Source organism: Sedimentibacter sp. MB35-C1, from assembly GCF_030913635.1.
GTDB lineage: Bacteria > Bacillota > Clostridia > Tissierellales > Sedimentibacteraceae > Sedimentibacter.
The window spans coordinates 399,475-418,310 of the sequence record NZ_CP133188.1 but is presented as its reverse complement, the minus strand read 5'-3'; the positions used below and the strand labels follow the sequence as shown (position 1 = coordinate 418,310).

Annotated in this window: 17 protein-coding genes; 12 read left to right on the top strand and 5 right to left on the bottom strand. The window is 35.1% G+C overall.

Going from position 1 to position 18,836, the window contains the following annotated elements:
• The first annotated feature begins 9 nt into the window (after nucleotides 1-9).
• Nucleotides 10-912, top strand: a complete 903-nt coding sequence (locus RBQ61_RS01985; RefSeq protein WP_308138865.1) for a hypothetical protein — start codon at nucleotides 10-12, stop codon at nucleotides 910-912.
• A 774-nt stretch (nucleotides 913-1,686) separates the two neighbouring features.
• On the top strand, nucleotides 1,687-2,142 hold the full coding sequence (locus RBQ61_RS01980) for a DUF2812 domain-containing protein (RefSeq protein ID WP_308138864.1): 456 nt from the start codon (nucleotides 1,687-1,689) through the stop codon (nucleotides 2,140-2,142).
• Here RBQ61_RS01980 and RBQ61_RS01975 read toward each other — a convergent pair.
• Nucleotides 2,095-3,261: a S8 family peptidase gene (locus tag RBQ61_RS01975; RefSeq protein ID WP_308138863.1), complete on the bottom strand. Its 1,167-nt coding sequence runs from the start codon at nucleotides 3,259-3,261 to the stop codon at nucleotides 2,095-2,097. The two genes, RBQ61_RS01980 and RBQ61_RS01975, sit on opposite strands and share 48 nt — an antisense overlap.
• 210 nt (nucleotides 3,262-3,471) lie before the next feature.
• Here RBQ61_RS01975 and RBQ61_RS01970 point away from each other — a divergent pair, with 210 nt between their 5' ends.
• The 7 genes from RBQ61_RS01970 to RBQ61_RS01940 all read left to right on the top strand — a co-directional run bounded on the left by RBQ61_RS01970 (nucleotide 3,472) and on the right by RBQ61_RS01940 (nucleotide 12,275).
• Nucleotides 3,472-4,155 (top strand): response regulator, encoded by a 684-nt coding sequence (locus RBQ61_RS01970; RefSeq protein WP_308138862.1) that lies wholly within the window; start codon nucleotides 3,472-3,474, stop codon nucleotides 4,153-4,155.
• Nucleotides 4,156-4,250: 95 nt separating this feature from the next.
• Nucleotides 4,251-6,050 carry an ATP-binding protein gene (locus RBQ61_RS01965; RefSeq protein WP_308138861.1) on the top strand — a complete coding sequence of 600 codons (1,800 nt, stop codon included), beginning with the start codon at nucleotides 4,251-4,253 and terminating at the stop codon, nucleotides 6,048-6,050.
• A gap of 9 nt (nucleotides 6,051-6,059) precedes the next feature.
• Nucleotides 6,060-7,451 (top strand): hypothetical protein, encoded by a 1,392-nt coding sequence (locus RBQ61_RS01960; protein WP_308138860.1) that lies wholly within the window; start codon nucleotides 6,060-6,062, stop codon nucleotides 7,449-7,451.
• A gap of 13 nt (nucleotides 7,452-7,464) precedes the next feature.
• Nucleotides 7,465-8,313 (top strand): two-component system regulatory protein YycI, encoded by an 849-nt coding sequence (gene yycI, locus RBQ61_RS01955; protein ID WP_308138859.1) that lies wholly within the window; start codon nucleotides 7,465-7,467, stop codon nucleotides 8,311-8,313.
• Nucleotides 8,314-8,411: 98 nt separating this feature from the next.
• Nucleotides 8,412-9,677 (top strand): UDP-N-acetylglucosamine 1-carboxyvinyltransferase, encoded by a 1,266-nt coding sequence (locus RBQ61_RS01950; protein WP_308138858.1) that lies wholly within the window; start codon nucleotides 8,412-8,414, stop codon nucleotides 9,675-9,677.
• Nucleotides 9,678-9,747: 70 nt separating this feature from the next.
• Nucleotides 9,748-10,878, top strand: coding sequence for a glycerate kinase (locus tag RBQ61_RS01945; RefSeq protein WP_308138857.1), 1,131 nt, complete (start codon nucleotides 9,748-9,750; stop codon nucleotides 10,876-10,878).
• Between the two features lie 41 nt (nucleotides 10,879-10,919).
• On the top strand, nucleotides 10,920-12,275 hold the full coding sequence (locus tag RBQ61_RS01940; RefSeq protein ID WP_308138856.1) for a transglutaminase-like domain-containing protein: 1,356 nt from the start codon (nucleotides 10,920-10,922) through the stop codon (nucleotides 12,273-12,275).
• A 106-nt stretch (nucleotides 12,276-12,381) separates the two neighbouring features.
• On the opposite strand, the gene RBQ61_RS01935 is transcribed toward RBQ61_RS01940, so the two are convergent.
• Nucleotides 12,382-13,674, bottom strand: a complete 1,293-nt coding sequence (locus RBQ61_RS01935; RefSeq protein ID WP_308138855.1) for an acyl-CoA reductase — start codon at nucleotides 13,672-13,674, stop codon at nucleotides 12,382-12,384.
• Nucleotides 13,671-14,798, bottom strand: coding sequence for an acyl-protein synthetase (locus tag RBQ61_RS01930; protein WP_308138854.1), 1,128 nt, complete (start codon nucleotides 14,796-14,798; stop codon nucleotides 13,671-13,673). Before RBQ61_RS01930 ends, RBQ61_RS01935 begins: the two co-directional genes overlap by 4 nt.
• A gap of 220 nt (nucleotides 14,799-15,018) precedes the next feature.
• On the opposite strand from RBQ61_RS01930, the gene RBQ61_RS01925 reads away from it, so the two are divergent.
• From RBQ61_RS01925 to RBQ61_RS01915, 3 genes are all read left to right on the top strand, one after another.
• Nucleotides 15,019-15,594: an N-acetylmuramoyl-L-alanine amidase gene (locus tag RBQ61_RS01925; protein WP_308138853.1), complete on the top strand. Its 576-nt coding sequence runs from the start codon at nucleotides 15,019-15,021 to the stop codon at nucleotides 15,592-15,594.
• Nucleotides 15,595-15,834: 240 nt separating this feature from the next.
• Nucleotides 15,835-16,275 carry an Lrp/AsnC family transcriptional regulator gene (locus RBQ61_RS01920; protein ID WP_308138852.1) on the top strand — a complete coding sequence of 147 codons (441 nt, stop codon included), beginning with the start codon at nucleotides 15,835-15,837 and terminating at the stop codon, nucleotides 16,273-16,275.
• A 12-nt stretch (nucleotides 16,276-16,287) separates the two neighbouring features.
• Nucleotides 16,288-16,920 (top strand): LysE family translocator, encoded by a 633-nt coding sequence (locus tag RBQ61_RS01915; protein ID WP_308138851.1) that lies wholly within the window; start codon nucleotides 16,288-16,290, stop codon nucleotides 16,918-16,920.
• A 122-nt stretch (nucleotides 16,921-17,042) separates the two neighbouring features.
• On the opposite strand, the gene RBQ61_RS01910 is transcribed toward RBQ61_RS01915, so the two are convergent.
• Together RBQ61_RS01910 and RBQ61_RS01905 are read right to left on the bottom strand one after the other, a co-directional pair.
• Nucleotides 17,043-17,555 (bottom strand): GNAT family N-acetyltransferase, encoded by a 513-nt coding sequence (locus RBQ61_RS01910; protein WP_308138850.1) that lies wholly within the window; start codon nucleotides 17,553-17,555, stop codon nucleotides 17,043-17,045.
• The gene (locus RBQ61_RS01905) at nucleotides 17,556-18,764 is read right to left on the bottom strand and encodes a MalY/PatB family protein (protein WP_308138849.1); all 1,209 of its coding nucleotides are present in this window, start codon (nucleotides 18,762-18,764) and stop codon (nucleotides 17,556-17,558) included.
• Nucleotides 18,765-18,836 lie beyond the last annotated feature (72 nt).

The window sequence follows — 18,836 nt, the reverse complement described above, 5'->3', positions numbered from 1 at the left end:
AGGTTTATTATGAATAAAATTATGAAAAACCTAAGTAGGATATTAACATTGTCTTTAGTATTTGTGTTTACAATTCAATCGTATGCTTTGGGAATGCAAAATTCAGTTCTTATTGATAGTGTTCAAGTTAAGACATTAAAAAGCGAAGTCGGTGATGGATATTTTTATGAAAAAGGAATTGCTATTTTGCCTAACCAATCTGATTATCAAGAAATAGGTTATGAAGAAGAAAAGATTGGTGATATAACAACGTTGAAATTAACATATGGTGATGTCTTAGAAGAAGCTGTTTATAGTGATAATAGTGATATATTTACTGTTTCAATAAATGGAGTTAAAGAGACATTTAATAAAAATGATTATTTAATTAAAATTGACCCTAACAACATATCAAGAAGCTCCAGTGGAGATCCTAGCGACTATGGGATTAATGTTGGAACAAATTATTCAGCTAAGGAATTGATGAGAACGAATTTTACATTTAATTATGAGACTAAAATAGCGAGATTACTAGAAGATTATTCATGGGAGAAAGATTCATTTACTATTTTTGATTTTCCAGCAGGTACATATATTTCAGTTATAGCTACAACTTTAGCGTTAACTGTAGCAACTATTATAGCGGCTATTGCTTCACTAGTTACTGTTGTTAATAATGTTCAAATTGTGAAAGAAGCTATTACAGGTGAAGCCTTTCAAATTAAACAATACTGGAATAAATATGGTAAGATATATACTGAAAGCCCTACGTATTACCACTCAGGTAGAACTTTAAGAATAAAATGTTTAAACATAGAAAATACAGATTCATATTCAACACAAGTTTTACAAGACAGTTCAAGTGGTGATTTTTACAATAACACTGGTATTATGCAAAGCATAATTAATGCATATATAGCTGTTAATTCTTAAGGTTTGGATTCCCAGGGACTATTTATATAGCTCTCTGGGAGTTATATTGATTCTATATAAGGATATTATGGAGATTGATAATGAAAAAAACAAATGCTGATAGTATTATAGAATATTTATTAAGTATTATAGTTTTATTATATATTGAATATATTATAGGTATAGAAATAGTGAGAATATACAATATAAAGAGAATTGTACTCATGTCTTTTTTTATAATGGTTGTATTAATAATTCTTATAACATTCTATATTATAAGAACAGCAAAATTCAGTGAATTTAGTATAAAAAGGTTGAAAAATTTAAATGTGTTTTTTTTTAGAGTATCAATATTGATTTCATTGTGTTTTCCCCTAGCCATATTTTTAATTTATGGCATTGAAAATATGAATAATTCTGTAGTATTTCTTTTTTTAAGCATATTTATAACCGTCAACATAATTGTCTTGCGCATATATTATATATCAACAATAAATAAAAATACCTTTCATTATTGCTCTATTTTTTATTGTTTATTATATCTATTTTTAGCTATTATTTCTTTTTATTTAGTAAATTCCATATAATCATTCTATATGTAGTCTGTTGACAATCCAAATTCAGTGAATTTAGTATAAAAAGGTTGAAATTTAAATGTGTTTTTTTTAGAGTATCAAGAAGACGCAGGGACGTTTCGTTTGTCTTTTTTGATTGTAGTTTCAATATAAAAAATTCAGGGTTGGTTCCAGAATATACTTTGCAAGAGATATTATTGAAAAAACGGAGAATTCTATTATGAAAAAAATTACTAGATATGGTTCGGTGTCATCATACAAAAATTTAGCAAGTTATTTTAAAGAAATGGCTGGCAAGGGTTATATGATTAGTTTTATATACGCTGGCTATTATTCTTTTGACAAAATTAATCCGGTAGAACTTGATTTTGAGATCATTATATTTAATGAATTTGATTTATCGATTTATGGAAATAGAGAAAAATATATTAAAGATATGATGAAAAAAGATTGGAAGTATGTGTTAAAAAACGATAAAATGATTGTGTTTTATAAAAAATCTACTGATGATATATGCAATTGTGACAACGATAGACAACAATATGAAATGGTAAAAAGTGTTTGGAATAGAAATAAACTTAAAAAATTTTTGAAGGAAACGGGTATCATCCCGTCCCCTTGCATTCATTTAAAAAATTCTGCTTATATCCAACACTCCGGCACCTTGTTCGTATGAAGAGGCTTTGATTCTTGAGCAAGCGTTGAGGAGCTTTCTTTTAATGTCAAAGTGAGTGTAGTTTGGATTTTCGTTTAATAAAAGTGCTGCAGCTCCAGATACCATGGGAGCTGACATGGATGTTCCGCTTAAATTTGTATATCCTTTTAAGTTTGTATTGGAGAGGGACATTATATTAACGCCTGGGGCAATTAAATCAGGCTTTTTAATCCTGTCAAATGTTGGGCCTCTGCTTGAAAATTCTGCGATAACATCATCATTTAGTTCCGGGGTCCGCTTATCATCCAGCGCTCCTACAGAAATAACATGCCTGCTGGTAGCGGGTGACAATATTGTATTTCTTAATGGACCGCTGTTTCCTACAGCAGCTACTACAATGAAGTTATTCTCGATTGCTCTGTTTGCCGCTTTAACCAGAGGATCTCTTTTTTCCCTTGATTGAGCTATTGCGCCCAATGAAAAATTAATAATTCTTGTTTTATAAACCTCCTTATTGTCTATAATCCATTGAACGGTGGATAAAATATCCGATGTGTTTCCATTTCCGTTTTCATCAAGAACCTTAATTGACAATATATTTGCTTCTGGTGCTATACCCTTGTATTTTCCTTTTGATGCATATCCGCTTCCTGCCAAAATTCCTGCGCAATGAGTTCCGTGCCCGTTGTCATCGTACATTCTTGATTCGTTGTTTACAAAGTCTTTAAATCCGGCTATCCTGCTATTAGGATATATTAAATCCATATGCGGAGAGATTCCGGTGTCAATAATTGCTACTGTAACATCTTTTCCTGTATAGCCGGTGTCTGAAATAAAATCTGCACCTATCGCATCTCTTGCTACATCCATAACTGCAAATACTTTTGAATCATAACTGATGAATTCCACATCAGGGTCGTTTGTCAGCTTTAGTATAGAATTTATGCTCATTTCACAGGCGCAGCCGTTAATAATAGGAAGTTCACGATTTAGCTTATTAGATAAAGAGGAAAGCTCGCCCTCTTTTATTTTCCTGTCAGTCTTATATGTCACAATGACAGGTATAATATTATTATTGCTTGAATAAATCTGTCCTCTTATAGTGGGACAAAGCTTGCTGTAATCTATATTATATCTCATAATATTCACCTACCTAAATTAATTTATGCTTTTAATTAAAGATGGTGTTCATTTTTGAAAAACATGGTATAATATTTTAAATGGCAGACTTGAGGGAAAAATATGAAATACAGGCTTTTTTCACTGCCATTTTTACCGGAATAAGATTTTTTTGGCTATAAAGTATTAAAAAACTATAAGTTCTAATAATAAGCGTAACAGGAGGTAAGTATGTCTAATATATTAGTAGTAGATGATGAAAGACCGATAGCGGAAATAATAAAGTACAATCTTCAAAAGGAAGGCTTTACGGTACAGACTGCATATGACGGAGAAGAAGCAATAAAGATGGTTCGTAAAATTAACCCTGAATTAATAATTCTGGATATAATGCTGCCGAAGAAAAATGGATTTGAGGTTCTTAGGGAAATAAGGATGGAATATATGATGCCTGTTATAATGCTTACTGCTAAGGAAGAAGAAAATGATAAAATAACAGGACTGGAGCTGGGGGCGGACGATTATATTACAAAACCTTTCAGCAATAAGGAACTGATTGCCAGAGTAAGGGCAAATCTGCGAAGAGTTAAGCTGTCAAGCACCAATGAAGAAATGAAAGCAAAAATAATAAATGTAGGTAATTTAACTATTGATATGAATACCTATGAGGTTAGCAGGGACAATGATATAATTGACCTGACAAATAGGGAATTTGACCTTCTTAAATATTTGTTTTTAAATTCAGACAGGGTTTTTAACAGAGAACATCTTTTAAAAGAAGTTTGGGGATATGAGTTCGGCGATTTAAGGACAGTTGATGTAACGGTAAGAAGATTGAGAGAAAAGATAGAAACTGAAAATGATAAATATATAATTACAAAAAGAGGAACGGGATATTATTTTAAGAGCAGATAGAAATTTTGAGGCTTAGTATGCTTTTTTGAGGCTTTACTATCTCAGAGAAATTTTTACGGTGATGATAATACTGCGATATCCTGCGGGGAGAATTTATGTTTAAAAGTATTAAATGGAAATTCATTTTAATTTATTTTTTGCTTGTATTCCTTTCTATGTCCATAGTAGGAATTTATATTGTCCATCAGCTGGAGGACATTCAGATGGAAATGAGCAGAAAAAATATGGAAAAAAGAATACAATCCATTATATATTCGTCAGAAGTGCTAAAGACAAAAGAATGGAGCGAAAATGTCGATGAAATTCAAGAGAATTTCCGAAGCATTCAAATAGGTTATAATGAAAACCTGTATGTTATTTTAAATGATGAACAAAAAACAATAATAGCCGGAAGTGTCGAAGATATAATAGGACAAAGCGCATTTAATACGACATCTATAAACAATTATATTTTTGTTAAATCATTAACCGGAACTGCTCAATATACTGTACCGCCCAACCAGTACGAAGAGGTTGAAGGAGATACAGAAACCCCAATTTTCTATCACATGTCATATCCCGTTAAAATGGACGGAAATATTAAAGGATACATTTATATTACCAATAATATTGAATATATTTATGATACGGTTAAAAAGTCGATGGAAATTATGACACAGGCAACCATAATAGCCCTGACAATTACTATATTTCTGGGTCTTGTTCTGTCATCAAGCATTACAGGTCCTATCAAGGAGCTTACATTTAAGGCAAAACAAATGTCTCAGGGAGACTTTGATCAGAAGGTAAATGTCAAGTCAAACGATGAAATAGGCCAGCTTGGTTCAATGTTTAATTTCCTTATTGATGAATTGAAAAATTCAATATCAAGTTTGCAGCAGGAAAAAAGTAAAATGGAAACCACATTTAAGTACATGGCAGACGGGGTGCTTACGGTGGATATTAACGGCAATATAATTCATGCCAATCCTGTTGCTAAAAAAATTCTGCTGCTGTCAGAGACTGAAGAAAAATATGACGATGTTGTTAAGAATATAAAAGAAGATATGGTTTTATCGAATTTAAAGGATAAAAATTACCATGGCACCGAAATTTTGGAGAAAGGCAGAGAAACATATAATGTAGATTATGCGCCGTTTATGAATAACCAAAATGAAATCGGTGGTGTCATAATAGTCTTTAAGGATATTACAGAGCAATATAAAATCGACAAGCTTCAGAGAGAATTTGTTGCAAATGTGTCTCATGAGTTGAAAACACCTATCACAACGATTAAAAGCTATGCGGAAACCTTGCTTGACGGAGCGCTGGAAGAAAAGCAAATTGCAGAAGATTTCTTGAATGTAATAAACTCTGAAAGCGACCGTATGTCAAGACTGGTTAGTGATTTGCTTAGACTATCCAGAATGGATTACGAGCAGACAAAATGGAAAAAAGAAAAAATTAACGTTGGAGAAATGCTTGGTCAGGTTGCTAAGAAGTTGCATATTCAAGCAAAGAACAAGAATATTAAAATGCATCTTGGAAACATTCAAGATGATATATTTGTATTGTTTGACAGGGACGGATTTGAACAGATATTGCTTAACATTGCAGGTAATGCAGTTAAATATACACCTGAAAAGGGCAATGTATGGATAGATGCTTTCAGAGACAGCAATAAAATAAATATATCTATAAAGGATGATGGAATCGGAATCCCTAAGGAAGATCAGTTAAGGGTTTTTGAAAGATTTTACCGTGTTGACAAGGCGAGGTCAAGGGAGCTTGGCGGAACAGGACTTGGGCTGTCTATAGCTAAACAGATTGCTGAAGCGCACAACAGTAAATTAACAGTTAACAGTGAAGCTAAAAAGGGAACTGAAATCATAATAACAATTCCTGAGCACAGTTAAGAGGTATTCATGAAACAGGAAAGAATTAAAAATATAATATTAATTTCAATGGTCCTGGTATGTGTTTATCTTAGCAGCAATGTGTGGTTGAAATTGCCTGACTTTATCAAATATAAGGGAGAAACGGGAGAGGATACCAAACAGGAGGAAATTGCGGCTGCTGATATATGGGATGTAGTGAGGCCAATTAAAAATGTAATTAAATACAAGGATAATTATACTATAACGTATTCTGATGAGCAGGACATATGGGGAAAATCAGTATACGTTATAAATGATGCGTTTAATAATTTTAATGCTTCGTCGATCAATGAATCTGCAGCGTTTCCGTCTCAATATCTGAAGTTTGATTTTAGTACAAATATTCCTGTTGAAATATTTTTAGGCCAAATGAAGATTGAAAACAAGGATATTCAATTTAGAATTAAAAACATTAAGAACATAATCATAGATTTAGAAAATACAAATGCAATTTATATCTATAATGGAGAGAATACGGTCAAAATTGAAAGCAGCAACATTAATACAGGTGAAATATCAAATATTGTAAAGCAATTTGATTTTGAAAATAAAACTGACTATGCATTTGAGCAAAAAATAAATGGTGAAACAATTCAGGTTCCCATACCCTTGGAAACTACAGCTCAAACTCCTGTTTTTGTTCAGTCAGAGCTGGATGTGTTTGATACTGATACGATAAATCAAATCGCTAAAAACTATTTTAAGGGAAGATACGATTATGTAAGAAAGTCAGTAGAGGTAAGCGGCAATACTGTATTTATGTACAGAACTGAAAAAGTTTTAAAGATAAATTCTGAAGGACTGTTGGATTTTTACGATACTACAGAGGAACTGGAGAATTCTTCTGATGTATATGACAGTTTTATCAGAGCTGTAGAGTTTACCAATGAATTTCTGGGTTTTCCAAAGGATGGCTATTTAAGTGGTGTTGAAAATATTGAATATGAGGGGAATTATGGGTTCAGGTATATTTTTTCATACAAGATATTGGAACGGCCGATACTTTTCAGCAGAGTCAGGGAGAATTCCGCGTTGCAAATCGATGTTATTGGTGACAGTGTAATTTCATATAAGAGATTCATAAGGGATATTGATGAGTTTCAAATGAATGAAAAAATTGAAACTCCCATTCCAGCAGTGGATGTTATTGTCAGCAATCTTGAAGAAGAATCAGACCCTAGGAACCCTGAGGATATACCAGAGCTTAAGCCGCTAAAGAGAGACATGATAAAAAATATAAGCAATATATATCTGGGATACTTTGATATTTCAAGAGTATCAAAAGATCAGGCGCTGAGAGTAGTATGGGTTATAGAGGTAGGGGACAAAAGCTATATATTTAATGCCATAACAGGCAAGCTAATAGAAGAATGGCAGTAAAGGCGGTTGAAATATGGATTGGAATAAAGCAAATACAGTATTAATTGCAGCATTTATAGTTTTAAATATTTTTTTATTAAGCCCTTCCTTTAGTGATGTTTATTCTGAAGAATACAATGTTAATACAGATTTGGAATTTATTGAAAATGTTGAAAGCATTTTGAGCGAAAGAAATGTTTATGTTAAATGTGAGCTGCCTGATGAAATATATGTATTGCCAACACTGGGAACAGAATATGAGATTTTGTATGTTAGCGATGAACTGTTGACTCGCTTTTTGGGGCCGGGAATGCAGGCTGTTGAAGATGTTACCAGTTACAAAAATGACGCAGGTGAGATACTTGAGATAAATGACGGCAAGAAACTTAACTATGTTGTGAGAGATAAAATTGACGGCGTAATCAGCTATGAAGAGACCATAGATAAAAAAATCAATACATTTATAGAAAATAAAAAAATAAATGCAGAAGGATATTCAGAAAGCTTCAGGTATATCAGCCAGGATTATTCAATAGTTGTTTATACAAAAAAATATAATGAATTCAGTCTAGATAATTCATATATGCGTTTTTATTTTGATAAAGAAGGAATTTATAGATTTGAAATGCAAAATATCGAGACTGCAAAAGAAACAGCTGAAAAAATACGTGTTTTTTCAGCCGCAGAAACATTGCCGAGACTTTTATCCTTTAATGATGTCAGTGATAAGGAAATCATGGAAATAAAAATGACATATTATAGTGCGGAAGATGAGAATTGGCAGTTGATATCAGGAATAAATTCATATCCTGTGTGGAAAGTTATTTTTAACGACGGAACTTACAAGCACTTATCAGGCATCAATACTTATGATATTGATTGACTTAAATATTGAAAATTTATCAATTATATTATATTATTAAATAAATTTACTAGTATCATATACTGATTATACATAAAAAAAGAATTGAGGAATTGTTTATGTCTAAATTTGTTATAGAAGGCGGAACTAAATTAAAGGGTAAAGTTAACATCGGAGGATTTAAGAATGCGGCTGTTGCAATAATTCCGGCAACCCTGCTATGTCCAGGCAAGTGCACTATTCAAAATGTGCCTAAGATAGAGGATGTTAATGTATTTATGGAAATATTTTCAGAATTGGGGGCAGATGCGAAATTTCTTGATGACACGTCAATATCTGTTGATGCATCAGGAGTAGAAGGATGCTATTTAAAAAATGGTTTATCCAAAAAAATGAGAGCTTCGTACTATCTGCTTGGAGCAGGATTGGGTAGATTTAAAAGAGCATCTACGCTGCTTCCGGGAGGGTGCGAAATAGGCAGAAGGCCTATTGATCAGCATATCAAAGGGTTTGAGGCTTTGGGCGCAACTGTGGATATAACTCCGGAAGGCCGAATTAATGTGTGTGCCGAAAAGCTTGTGGGAACAAGAATATATCTTGATGTAGTAAGTGTTGGAGCAACAATTAACATAATGCTTGCTGCAGTGTATGCCGAAGGAAGAACTATAATCGAGAATGCTGCAAAAGAACCCCATATTGTTGATACGGCAAACTTTTTAAATTCAATGGGCGCTGATATAAAAGGAGCAGGAACCGATGTAATAAGAATAAACGGTGTCAGTAAACTTACAGGCTGCACATACAGAGTAATTCCGGATCAGATAGAGGCAGGCACTTATATGATTGCTGCAGCAGCTACAAAGGGAGATATTATTATAGATGATATAATTCCTAAGCATCTTGAGCCTATAACGGCAAAACTGAAAGAAATGGGAATGGGAATCGAGGAATATGGCGATTCAATGAGAGTATTTTATGAAAAAGAACTTACACCGGTAAATATTCAAACTCTTCCTTATCCGGGATTTCCAACAGATTTACAGCAACCGATGACGGTTCTGCTTTCATCTCTAAATGGAGAAAGCACCGTGGTCGAAGGGGTATCCGAGGATAGATTTAAGTATGTGGATGAAATTAAGAAGATGGGAGCAAATATCGAATTTACTAAAACGAAGGCAGATATAACAGGAGCGGTTCACCTAAAGGGAACGGTGGTACAAGCCACCGATTTGAGGGCTGGAGCAGCCATGATAATTGCAGGACTTATGGCTGACGGATTAACAGAAATTAAAGAAATACGTCATATAGACAGAGGATACGAACATATTGAAAATAAATTTATGAACCTAGGCGCAAAAATGAAAAGAGTCAAGGATGATGAGTAATATATTAAGATAGAAAAAAATGCTTCAGACGTAAATGTTTGAGGCTTTTTGAATATTAGGCAGGTGGACAATGAAGAAAGCAGTGCTGATACCGGATTCATTTAAAGGTACCTTAAGTTCAAAAGAAATTTGCAATATTATTGAAAAATCTATTAACCATCACTTCCCGAAGTGCAGTGTAGTATCAATACCTGTTGCTGACGGAGGTGAAGGCAGTGTAGATTGCTTTTTGGAATCATTAGGAGGCAATAAGGTTTATGAGTCGGTTAAAAATCCATATTTTGAAGATATGAAGTCATACTACGGTCTGCTAAGCGGGGAAGAAACAGCAGTCATTGAGATGGCAAGCTGTGCGGGGCTCCCTCTTGTGGAGGACCGGAAGAATGTGGGCAAAACCACCACATATGGAGTTGGACAGCTGATTTTATCCGCAGCAAAAAAAGGCTGCAAAAAAATAATTGTCGGCCTTGGAGGCTCTGCAACTAATGACGGAGGGTGCGGTGCTGCTGCCGCTGTCGGTGTTAAGTTTTTTGATGAATGCGGAAAAGAATTTATACCAGTGGGTGACAGCTTGAAATCAATCAGAAAAATAGACATGTCCCACCGGTCGGAATTATTGAAAAACATTGAAATTATAACTATGTGTGATATTGACAATCCAATGTACGGGGAGACAGGAGCAGCATATATTTTTGGACCGCAAAAGGGAGCAGATGATAAAAAGGTTAAAGAATTGGATGAAGGATTAAGAAACTTGTCCGAAGTAATAAATAAGGATCTGGAGATGGATTTAAAAGATGTTCCCGGAGGCGGGGCAGCCGGTGCTATGGGAGCCGGAATGATAGCATTTTTTGATTCCAGGCTGCAGATGGGAATAGAAACAGTGCTTGATACGGTTCATTTTGACGATGTAATTTCTGATGCAGATATGATTTTTACAGGTGAAGGGAATTTTGACACTCAAAGCTTAAGAGGCAAGGTTGTAATAGGAGTTGCAAGAAGAGCTAAAAAAATCAATGTGCCGGTTACAGTAATTTCAGGAGGAACGGAAGATATCAAAGAAGCTTTTAAAATGGGGGTAACATCAGTATTTACAATAAACAGGCTTCCTCATGACTTTCAGATAAGTAGGTATAAAAGCAAGGAAAATCTTGAAGCAACTATAGACAATGTGTTAAGGCTCATTAAGAGTATTAAATAACGAGTTACCATGACAAATATTATAAATTTAGGGGGCAAAAAATGTTAAAGGATTTGAAATATTTAAAAATAAACTTACCTGAGGACATTCTAAAGCTGAAATGCAACGGTGATTTTGCAGGAGCACAAAAATTAATAGACAGGCGTTTAGAAAAACAAATTCCCACTGCTATGAGAAAAAGGCTTGAGATTGAAAAGGAAATTCTTAGAACTATTAAGGGAGAATACACGTATACATTTGAGCAGGCTCTTCAAAAAATGCAGGACAATATCGAGAACTTCACAAAAGAAGAACTTACGGAGCTTCAGGAAGATGGTCAGGCAGACTGGATATTAGTAGACGGTCAGGTTTATTTTAACGACAGCTTTTTCGGCACTTTAATTAAAACGAGATCTGATCTTGAAGCGAGGTTAATAAATAAGCAGGAAAGCGGAGAAGAAAGAGAAGATTTTCTGAACGAAAATATAAGGAAAACAAGGGAAAACAAAGAATCTTCGTATTTCATACATATGAAGACAACATTGAAACTGCAGGATGAAGCGCTGAGAAAAGACGGAAAAATCATGGTTCACATGCCGCTGCCAATTAATTGCCAGCAATCAAACATAAAAATAATAAAAACTGTTCCTGAGGCAAAGTATATTGCTGACGAAAACTATCCCAGCAGGACTGCATATTTTGAGACATCATTAGAAGAAAGCCGTGAATTTTCTGTTGAATATTCATATGAGAGCCATTTAAAGTATAATGATCTTGATGCTTCAAAGGTATCAAAGGATCAGCCGGGTTTTGATACGCAGGAGCTTGAACCGCATATTATGTTTACTCCTTATATAGCCGAGCTTGCAAGGGAAATAGTAGGTGACGAAACAAATCCGCTGATAAAAGCTAGAAAAATCTACGATTATATTACAGAAAATGTAAAATATTCATTTATGAGAGCATATTCTACAATAACAAATATCCCTGAGTACTGCGCGCTAAATTTAAAGGGAGACTGCGGCGTACAGGCTCTGTTGTTTATAACCCTTTGCCGATACTCAGGTATCCCTGCCAGATGGCAGTCGGGGCTTGCTGTAACACCGTATCATATAGGTCCACATGATTGGGCACAGTTCTATGTTGCACCGTATGGCTGGTTATATGCTGATCCATCATTTGGAGGCGGAGCACTGAGAAAAGGAAATAAAGAAAAGTGGAACTTTTATTTTGGAAATCTGGATCCATTTAGAATGGTTGCAAATTCGGAATTCCAGCATGAATTTGATCCGCCTAAAAAATTTTGGCGCCATGATCCATATGATAATCAGGTCGGTGAGTGTGAATATGAAAATAAGGAAGTAAGAAGAGAAGAATTTAAAGCGGAGTACGAATTAATAGAAATGAAAAAACTATAAGAATCAATTTGACAGCTCAATGAACCATTATCATTGAGCTGTTTGTTTTTCAACAACAAAAAATGCAAAGCTAGTTAGCTTAAAAACGTTGATATTTTTAACTAAATCAATCTGTATCAATATCAACAATTTTAGTATAGCGTCTTAGTGGAAATTCTCCGTCATGGGGTGCTCCGCAATATGTATGGGACATGTTTTCACACGGGCACACTCTGACAACACCGGTTTTGAAAAGTATATGGGACAGAGGATGCAATTCTGATTGGTCGCAAGCCAAACCTACCGTCTGCAGGTAGTTTTTATATGGACGCAGAGCCGACAGCAGTTCTATGTGAGGAAGCGGTCGTACCCACGGGTTACCGAACTGAATGGATGTGTCAATTATTTTATCCGGATATGCAATCAAGCTGCAACTGTCGCCTTTAAATATTCGGCTGTCTTTATAGATGCCTTCCAGTTCTTCTGCATACAGTCTCAGGGCAACCTGAGATTTTATTCCTATTCCGATTTTTTTAGCGTTTTTATTAATCGCATAATCTAAAACAGGCAAAAACCTATCACAGAATTCATATATGTCATTCATGTCATCAGTATCAAGAAAAATTCCCTGTGCAGAACTGCACAGCAATTGTCCAGTCTCGGCAATGTTTTTTGCAAGCCCTTCAAGTTTGTTTTGTGCCATACCTTGTTTCGTAACATAGGCAAAGCTTACTTTGTGTCCCCATTCAATAAGCTTGGTGTTTGGGGGAATAAGTCTTCGAAGAGCAGATACAGCTTCTCTTCCTCCCCATACAACCACAGCGTCTGCAACAGAAATTAGTTTTTCAATATGTTCAATGTCTTTCGAGGAATAATCAAAAACATAAATATAATCTGCCAGTGCAGGTTCTGCTTTTATAAGTTCAAACAGCAAGTGTGCAGATATACCTCCCTCTGCCGCAGGTAATTTCAAAATATTTATATTACCGGTCAAAAGGCCTTCAAGTACACTGAATGCCGGTAATCCGTCGGCATTTCCGGCAGCGACATGCAGTAAAACACCTAGGGGTAAAATTTGTCTGGTAACGGTAAATTCCTTATGCATGGGATTAAATGAATACGGGCTGCCAAGAGTATCACCTAATTCTAACTTCATTCGGTGCAGCAGGCTTTCTTTGCAGAAGAACCTCCGCATTTCATCTATATAGCTTCTACCCAATGACTCGTCAATTCCCAGATTAGACATTGCTTTGATGTAGAACTCTTCATCCAAGTCTGTTACAAGCTTGTCACAGGCATTAACAACTGTTTCGGTACTCAATCTTTCCTTATTTAACGTATCAATAATATGCTGCTCCAGATTATCAAGTACTATATCGCATTCTTTTGAATCAATAAACTTGCCATTTACAAGATTCATACTGCACCGCCCTTCTTTATGTCCAGCAGTTCAGAAGCATTTGCTGCACATGTTTTAATGTCCGCTAGGCCTACGCGCCCGAGAACTTCAAAATACGGGGAACTGATTCCGCAGCCGCATTCTTCGCCGGGATGCATTACTGCCAAATCGTCAGTCATAACACTTACAAACGGCATGCTTGTCATCATAGGAGTGATAAGATTTAGCATACCCGGCACTCCGAACCCGACAGGCTCCATATTTAAATCACGAATGATTACTCTTGAATATATTGGAACATGAAAATGATGATTGGGGCAGTTAAAGTATGCAATCGGGTGCTCCACGGCACCGAAAAATTCCCTGATATTGTCTTCTCCAAGCCCCAAAGCTTTCTCTGACATTGCATACAGAGTATCTTTGTCCACTTCCTCAGTAAAGAAATTTTTCCATCCACCTGCTAAAATTACAAGGGATTTAGGATGAAGCTTAAGCTTGATACCTGATTCTAGCAGTTCTTTCACCAAAAACATAAAATATGCAGGGAATCCCATGAAGCGCACAGGTAGTCCCATTTTTTCATAGCGAATTAAAGCATTTTTAATGCCGTCCATATTGAGCACATAATCTGTTCCGTTATCCTTCAGCGCATATTCTCTGTGTACAGCAGGGGCTGCATATGTAGTCGCATAGGCGGTTTTAACCGCGCCTATTTTATTCCTTTTAGACGGCTGATACCCAAGGACTATATAGTTTGTAGGACGCAACGATACTAATTTATTCGTAAAAAATGTTCCCAGAACCATGCCAAGTCCCCGCCATGCCGATGACAGATCAAGAGCCATTTCGCTTACCTTTCCGCTGGTGCCTGATGTAGTTGATTTAAGCATTAGCTTATTTTTAGGAGAAGAATAAAGTGTGTGGTTTTTTAAAAACAGTGTTGGTATTGGTGGAATTATATATATATCTTCTATGGTTTTAACATCTTTAATTGAAAAACCTTGTTGAGACAATATTTTTGCATAGTCAGTACAATTATTCGTGTGGTGATTTATATTTTCTAAAATTGCATTATGAAACAGACTGTCTGTATCTTTTAAATTATAAATATTTTTTTGAAAGAAAAGTCTGTGACCGAAGCTCATTTTACACCGCCTTTTTTCATGCTTTTATTGAGGCTCTTTATATTGCTTTCATAGTACCATATCAAAGTATTAAAGTCAAAGAGCACACAGGCGCATCAGTGTAAAAGGGTGGAAAATAAACACAGGATTTTTTACAGATGTAAAGCAAAAAACAATTGTGGAACTTATATATAATAACATGAATAATATATTAGCAGTACAATTGTGAGGGAGTGATTTTTTGGCTATTAAAATTTTTGTAGATCAGGGGCATAATCCAACTGGACATCATAACACAGGTGCAAGAGGAAACGGGCTTGTAGAGGAGGATATAACCTACCAAGTCGGACTGTATCTGGCTTATTTGCTGGAAAATGACCCGAGGTTTGAAGTTATGCTGTCAAGACCTACACCCACTACGGTTTTAGGTTATAATAATACGACAAGTTTAGCGGAGCGTGTTCGAATGGCAAACAGTTGGCCTGCTGATTATTTTATTAGTATTCATGCAAATGCAAATGAAAATCCAAACATTAACGGAGCGGAAATGTATATTTATCAGTATGGTACACAGGCGAACTGGCTTGCTCAAAACATTTTGAATGCAATTACTTACTATACAGATTTAAGGAACAACGGAATAAGAGAAAATCGGTCATTGTACGTTTTGCGCAGAACAAGCATGCCGGCTGTTCTTGTGGAAATGGGATATCTGACCAATTATCATGATGCACAGATAATAAGAGATGAGCAGTGGAGAATTGCTTATAGTATCTATGTAGGTATTCTGAACTATTTCGGTTTTGAATCCGTTTAAAATACGTTTCATCATAATCATAAAAATAAGTAGTATATAAGGCACAAGTTAATTGTTTATATCTTTTTATGAAATATCTGCAGGCAGCTTTCTGATTTGAAGGTGCAGGCAAAAAACGGGGGTATAAACTTTTTTATTTTTAAGATATAATTTAAATAACTTAATAATTTATTGTATTTATGTAAAATATATACTTTATATTAAAAATTTGATAAAATATCTTAAAAAGGAGTGTTGAATATGGATTCGATTGATTATGCTATTCTTAATAATCTTAAAGAAAACGGAAGGGCGTCTGCCTCTGAAATTAGCAAAAAAGTAAACCTATCTATACCCGCTGTCGCTGAACGGATTAGAAAGTTGGAGCAATCAGGAATAATACAACAATATACTATTAAGATAAATCGAAATAAAATAGGCAAATATCTTTTAGCGTTTGTATTTGTTAATATAGATAAAACGGAAAATATTGATGGTTTTAGAAATGAAATTGTAAAGCATAATTGTGTTTTAGAATGTCATCATGTTGCAGGTGGATATGACTATTTGTTAAAGGTTGCCGTAGAAGATACACAGGCTTTGGAAAATTTTTTGTCGAAGACTCTAAAGAAAATTAAAGGTATTTCAGGTTCAAACACCATTATTACACTTATTACTTTAAAAGAAGAAATTAATTTTTAGTGAGGCTGCGCTATGATTATGATTATTAAGGGTCTTAAATTTGGAATGTTGCTGCAATTTGCTGTTGGTCCAATGTGCTTGATGGTATTTAATACGTCAGCTTTATATGGAGTTTTTTACAGTTTGTACCTTGTTTTTGCAATAACGCTTATTGATGCTTTATACATCGCATTATCCTGTGTAGGTGTTGCCGCTGTTATCAATAGAGAAAAGGTAAATGCAGTTGTAAAGATGGTAGGATGCTCCGTGCTGGTTTTGTTTGGAGCAAATACAATAGCGAGTGCTTTTGATTTATCTCTACTGCCCAATATTAGATTATTCTCAAGTGCATCAAGCGGAAATTTGTTTATTCAAGGATTACTGCTGACAGCATCAAATCCATTAACCATTGTTTTTTGGAGCAGTATGTTTTCAACACAAATGATGGAAAACAAATGGAACAAAAAACAGCTCTTTTTGTTTGCTGTAGGCTGTATTATGGCTACAATAATTTTCTTAACAGTAATAGCTGTCATGGGAAGTATGTTGAGCAGCTTTTTGCCATCGGCGGTTGTTAGAATTTTGAATGTGACTGTAGGAATATTCTTAATATTTTTTGGAATAAGGCTTTTGCGAAAAAAGCGTAAAGACGAGGTTGCTCTATAAGTCTATATTTAATATAGACTAAGCATTGATGATTTTAAAATACGGGCAGGATAGTTTTATAATGACTTTCCTGTCCGCATTAAGTAGCATACTATTATGTGTTAAAAAATGACTTGATATTTCTATAATTCTAGGTACATATCATACCATACGGCACCGCCGTGACTGGATTCAGACTTACCTTTGTTTATGAATCCAAATTTTTCGTAGTAGCGAATTAGTTTGTCCTTGCATGTAAGAATGACGGCTTTCTTTCCTCTTTTTCTTGATATATCAATCATGTGGTTCATCAATAATGCTGCTATTCCTCTTCGCTGATAATCTGGGTGGACCAAGAGTCCAAATATGGTTTGAATGCTTCCGTCGCTTATATGTTCATTGTCGTCGTGGAACATGGCATCGTAAATTACATCGCTGTTTGTTACACACCCGTTTACTATTCCTATTATTTTGCCGTCAATCCTCGCAACAAAAAAGCTATCAGGAAACCTGGCAATCCTTTTTTTAAAGGAATCTCTCGATGCGGCTTCCGCAGCAGGGAAACATACGGCTTCCAGAGCTGTGATTGAATCGATATCATCTGGAACAGCATTATTTACTTCAATTTTTAAATTATCAATACAGTATTCTTTCATTTATTCTCCTCTTGTATATTTGCTTTTTATGCCTCCGTTTAAATTATTTACAGCTGAATCAAGCTGTTTCATAGCTTTTTCTAATACAGAGCGGGGACATGCTATGTTCATCCTCATATATCCTGACAGGCTTCTGGAGAAATTATTTCCAGAATTAAGCCCTAAGTGTGCCTTGTTTATCATGAAATCATTTAACTCTTCGTTACTCAATCCCAAATCTCTGCAGTCCAGCCAAACTAGGTATGTGCTTTCAGGTTTTGACGGCTTTATTTGTGGAATGTTAGCTTTGCAGAATTCTCTTACATAGTTTATATTATTCTCCAGATATGGTATGAGCTGTTTCAGCCATTCCTCACCTTCGCTATAGGCTGTTTCCATTGCGACAATGCTGAAACAGTTGTTGCGGTGTATCTCTAAATTTTTCCAGAACTTATCAAATTTGTCTTTTAAATTTTTGTCTGGAAATACTGCAAAGGATGCCTGAAGCCCTGCAAGATTAAAAGTTTTTGAGCAGGAGGTGCAGGTAATTGTAATTTTACCGGCTTTTTCTGAAACTGTAGCTGTGGGTATGTGCCTGTTTCCCCAAAGCATTAGGTCGGCATGTATTTCATCTGACGCGATGAGCACATTATATTTGTTGCACAGGTCGGTCATTTTTTGAAGCTCTTTCATTGACCACACCCTTCCTACAGGATTTTGGGGGTTACAAAGTATGAACAGTTTTGTTCCATGCTTCAATTTGTTTTCGAAATCTTCAAAGTCCACTGAGTATACTCCGTCTTTTTCAAGGAGCTTATTTTCAAGCACAATTCTGTCCCATGCTTCAACTACATCATAAAATTCGGGATATACGGGTGTCTGGATCAACACTTTGTCATTTATGTCCGTAAACTCATTGACTATGACAGACAGGGAAGGGACAACTCCCGGGCTGAAGCTTACCAGGTTTCTGTCTATGTCCCAGTTGTTTCTTCTGCTCTGCCAATTGCAGAATGCTTGAAAAAAAGAATCAGGTTTTGAAACATATCCGTAAATACCGTGTGCGGCCCTTTTCTTAATTGCTTCGGTTATAGGCTTAGCTGTTTCAAAATCCATATCCGCAATCCACAGTGGGATTAAGTCGTTAGTTCCAAAATTCCTAATTCTTTCTTCATATTTTACTGAAAATGTGTTGTCTCTGTTTATTATTTTATCAAAATCATACTTCATGGCACTTTCCTTTCAATATTTTTATGCTTAATTGCGTAAATATTGATTGCATAAACCATGCCAGCCGAACAA

Bases quoted from the DNA above. Each gene is read 5' to 3' on its own strand.
- RBQ61_RS01970 (WP_308138862.1), top strand. From the start codon at position 3,472: ATGTCTAATATATTAGTAGTAGATGATGAAAGACCGATAGCGGAAATA.
- RBQ61_RS01965 (WP_308138861.1), top strand. From the start codon at position 4,251: ATGTTTAAAAGTATTAAATGGAAATTCATTTTAATTTATTTTTTGCTT.
- RBQ61_RS01915 (WP_308138851.1), top strand. From the start codon at position 16,288: ATGATTATGATTATTAAGGGTCTTAAATTTGGAATGTTGCTGCAATTT.
- RBQ61_RS01980 (WP_308138864.1), top strand. From the start codon at position 1,687: ATGAAAAAAATTACTAGATATGGTTCGGTGTCATCATACAAAAATTTA.
- RBQ61_RS01975 (WP_308138863.1), bottom strand. From the start codon at position 3,261: ATGAGATATAATATAGATTACAGCAAGCTTTGTCCCACTATAAGAGGA.
- RBQ61_RS01940 (WP_308138856.1), top strand. From the start codon at position 10,920: ATGTTAAAGGATTTGAAATATTTAAAAATAAACTTACCTGAGGACATT.
- RBQ61_RS01905 (WP_308138849.1), bottom strand. From the start codon at position 18,764: ATGAAGTATGATTTTGATAAAATAATAAACAGAGACAACACATTTTCA.
- yycI (WP_308138859.1), top strand. From the start codon at position 7,465: ATGGATTGGAATAAAGCAAATACAGTATTAATTGCAGCATTTATAGTT.
- RBQ61_RS01910 (WP_308138850.1), bottom strand. From the start codon at position 17,555: ATGAAAGAATACTGTATTGATAATTTAAAAATTGAAGTAAATAATGCT.
- RBQ61_RS01985 (WP_308138865.1), top strand. From the start codon at position 10: ATGAATAAAATTATGAAAAACCTAAGTAGGATATTAACATTGTCTTTA.
- RBQ61_RS01930 (WP_308138854.1), bottom strand. From the start codon at position 14,798: ATGAGCTTCGGTCACAGACTTTTCTTTCAAAAAAATATTTATAATTTA.
- RBQ61_RS01950 (WP_308138858.1), top strand. From the start codon at position 8,412: ATGTCTAAATTTGTTATAGAAGGCGGAACTAAATTAAAGGGTAAAGTT.
- RBQ61_RS01960 (WP_308138860.1), top strand. From the start codon at position 6,060: ATGAAACAGGAAAGAATTAAAAATATAATATTAATTTCAATGGTCCTG.
- RBQ61_RS01935 (WP_308138855.1), bottom strand. From the start codon at position 13,674: ATGAATCTTGTAAATGGCAAGTTTATTGATTCAAAAGAATGCGATATA.
- RBQ61_RS01945 (WP_308138857.1), top strand. From the start codon at position 9,748: ATGAAGAAAGCAGTGCTGATACCGGATTCATTTAAAGGTACCTTAAGT.
- RBQ61_RS01920 (WP_308138852.1), top strand. From the start codon at position 15,835: ATGGATTCGATTGATTATGCTATTCTTAATAATCTTAAAGAAAACGGA.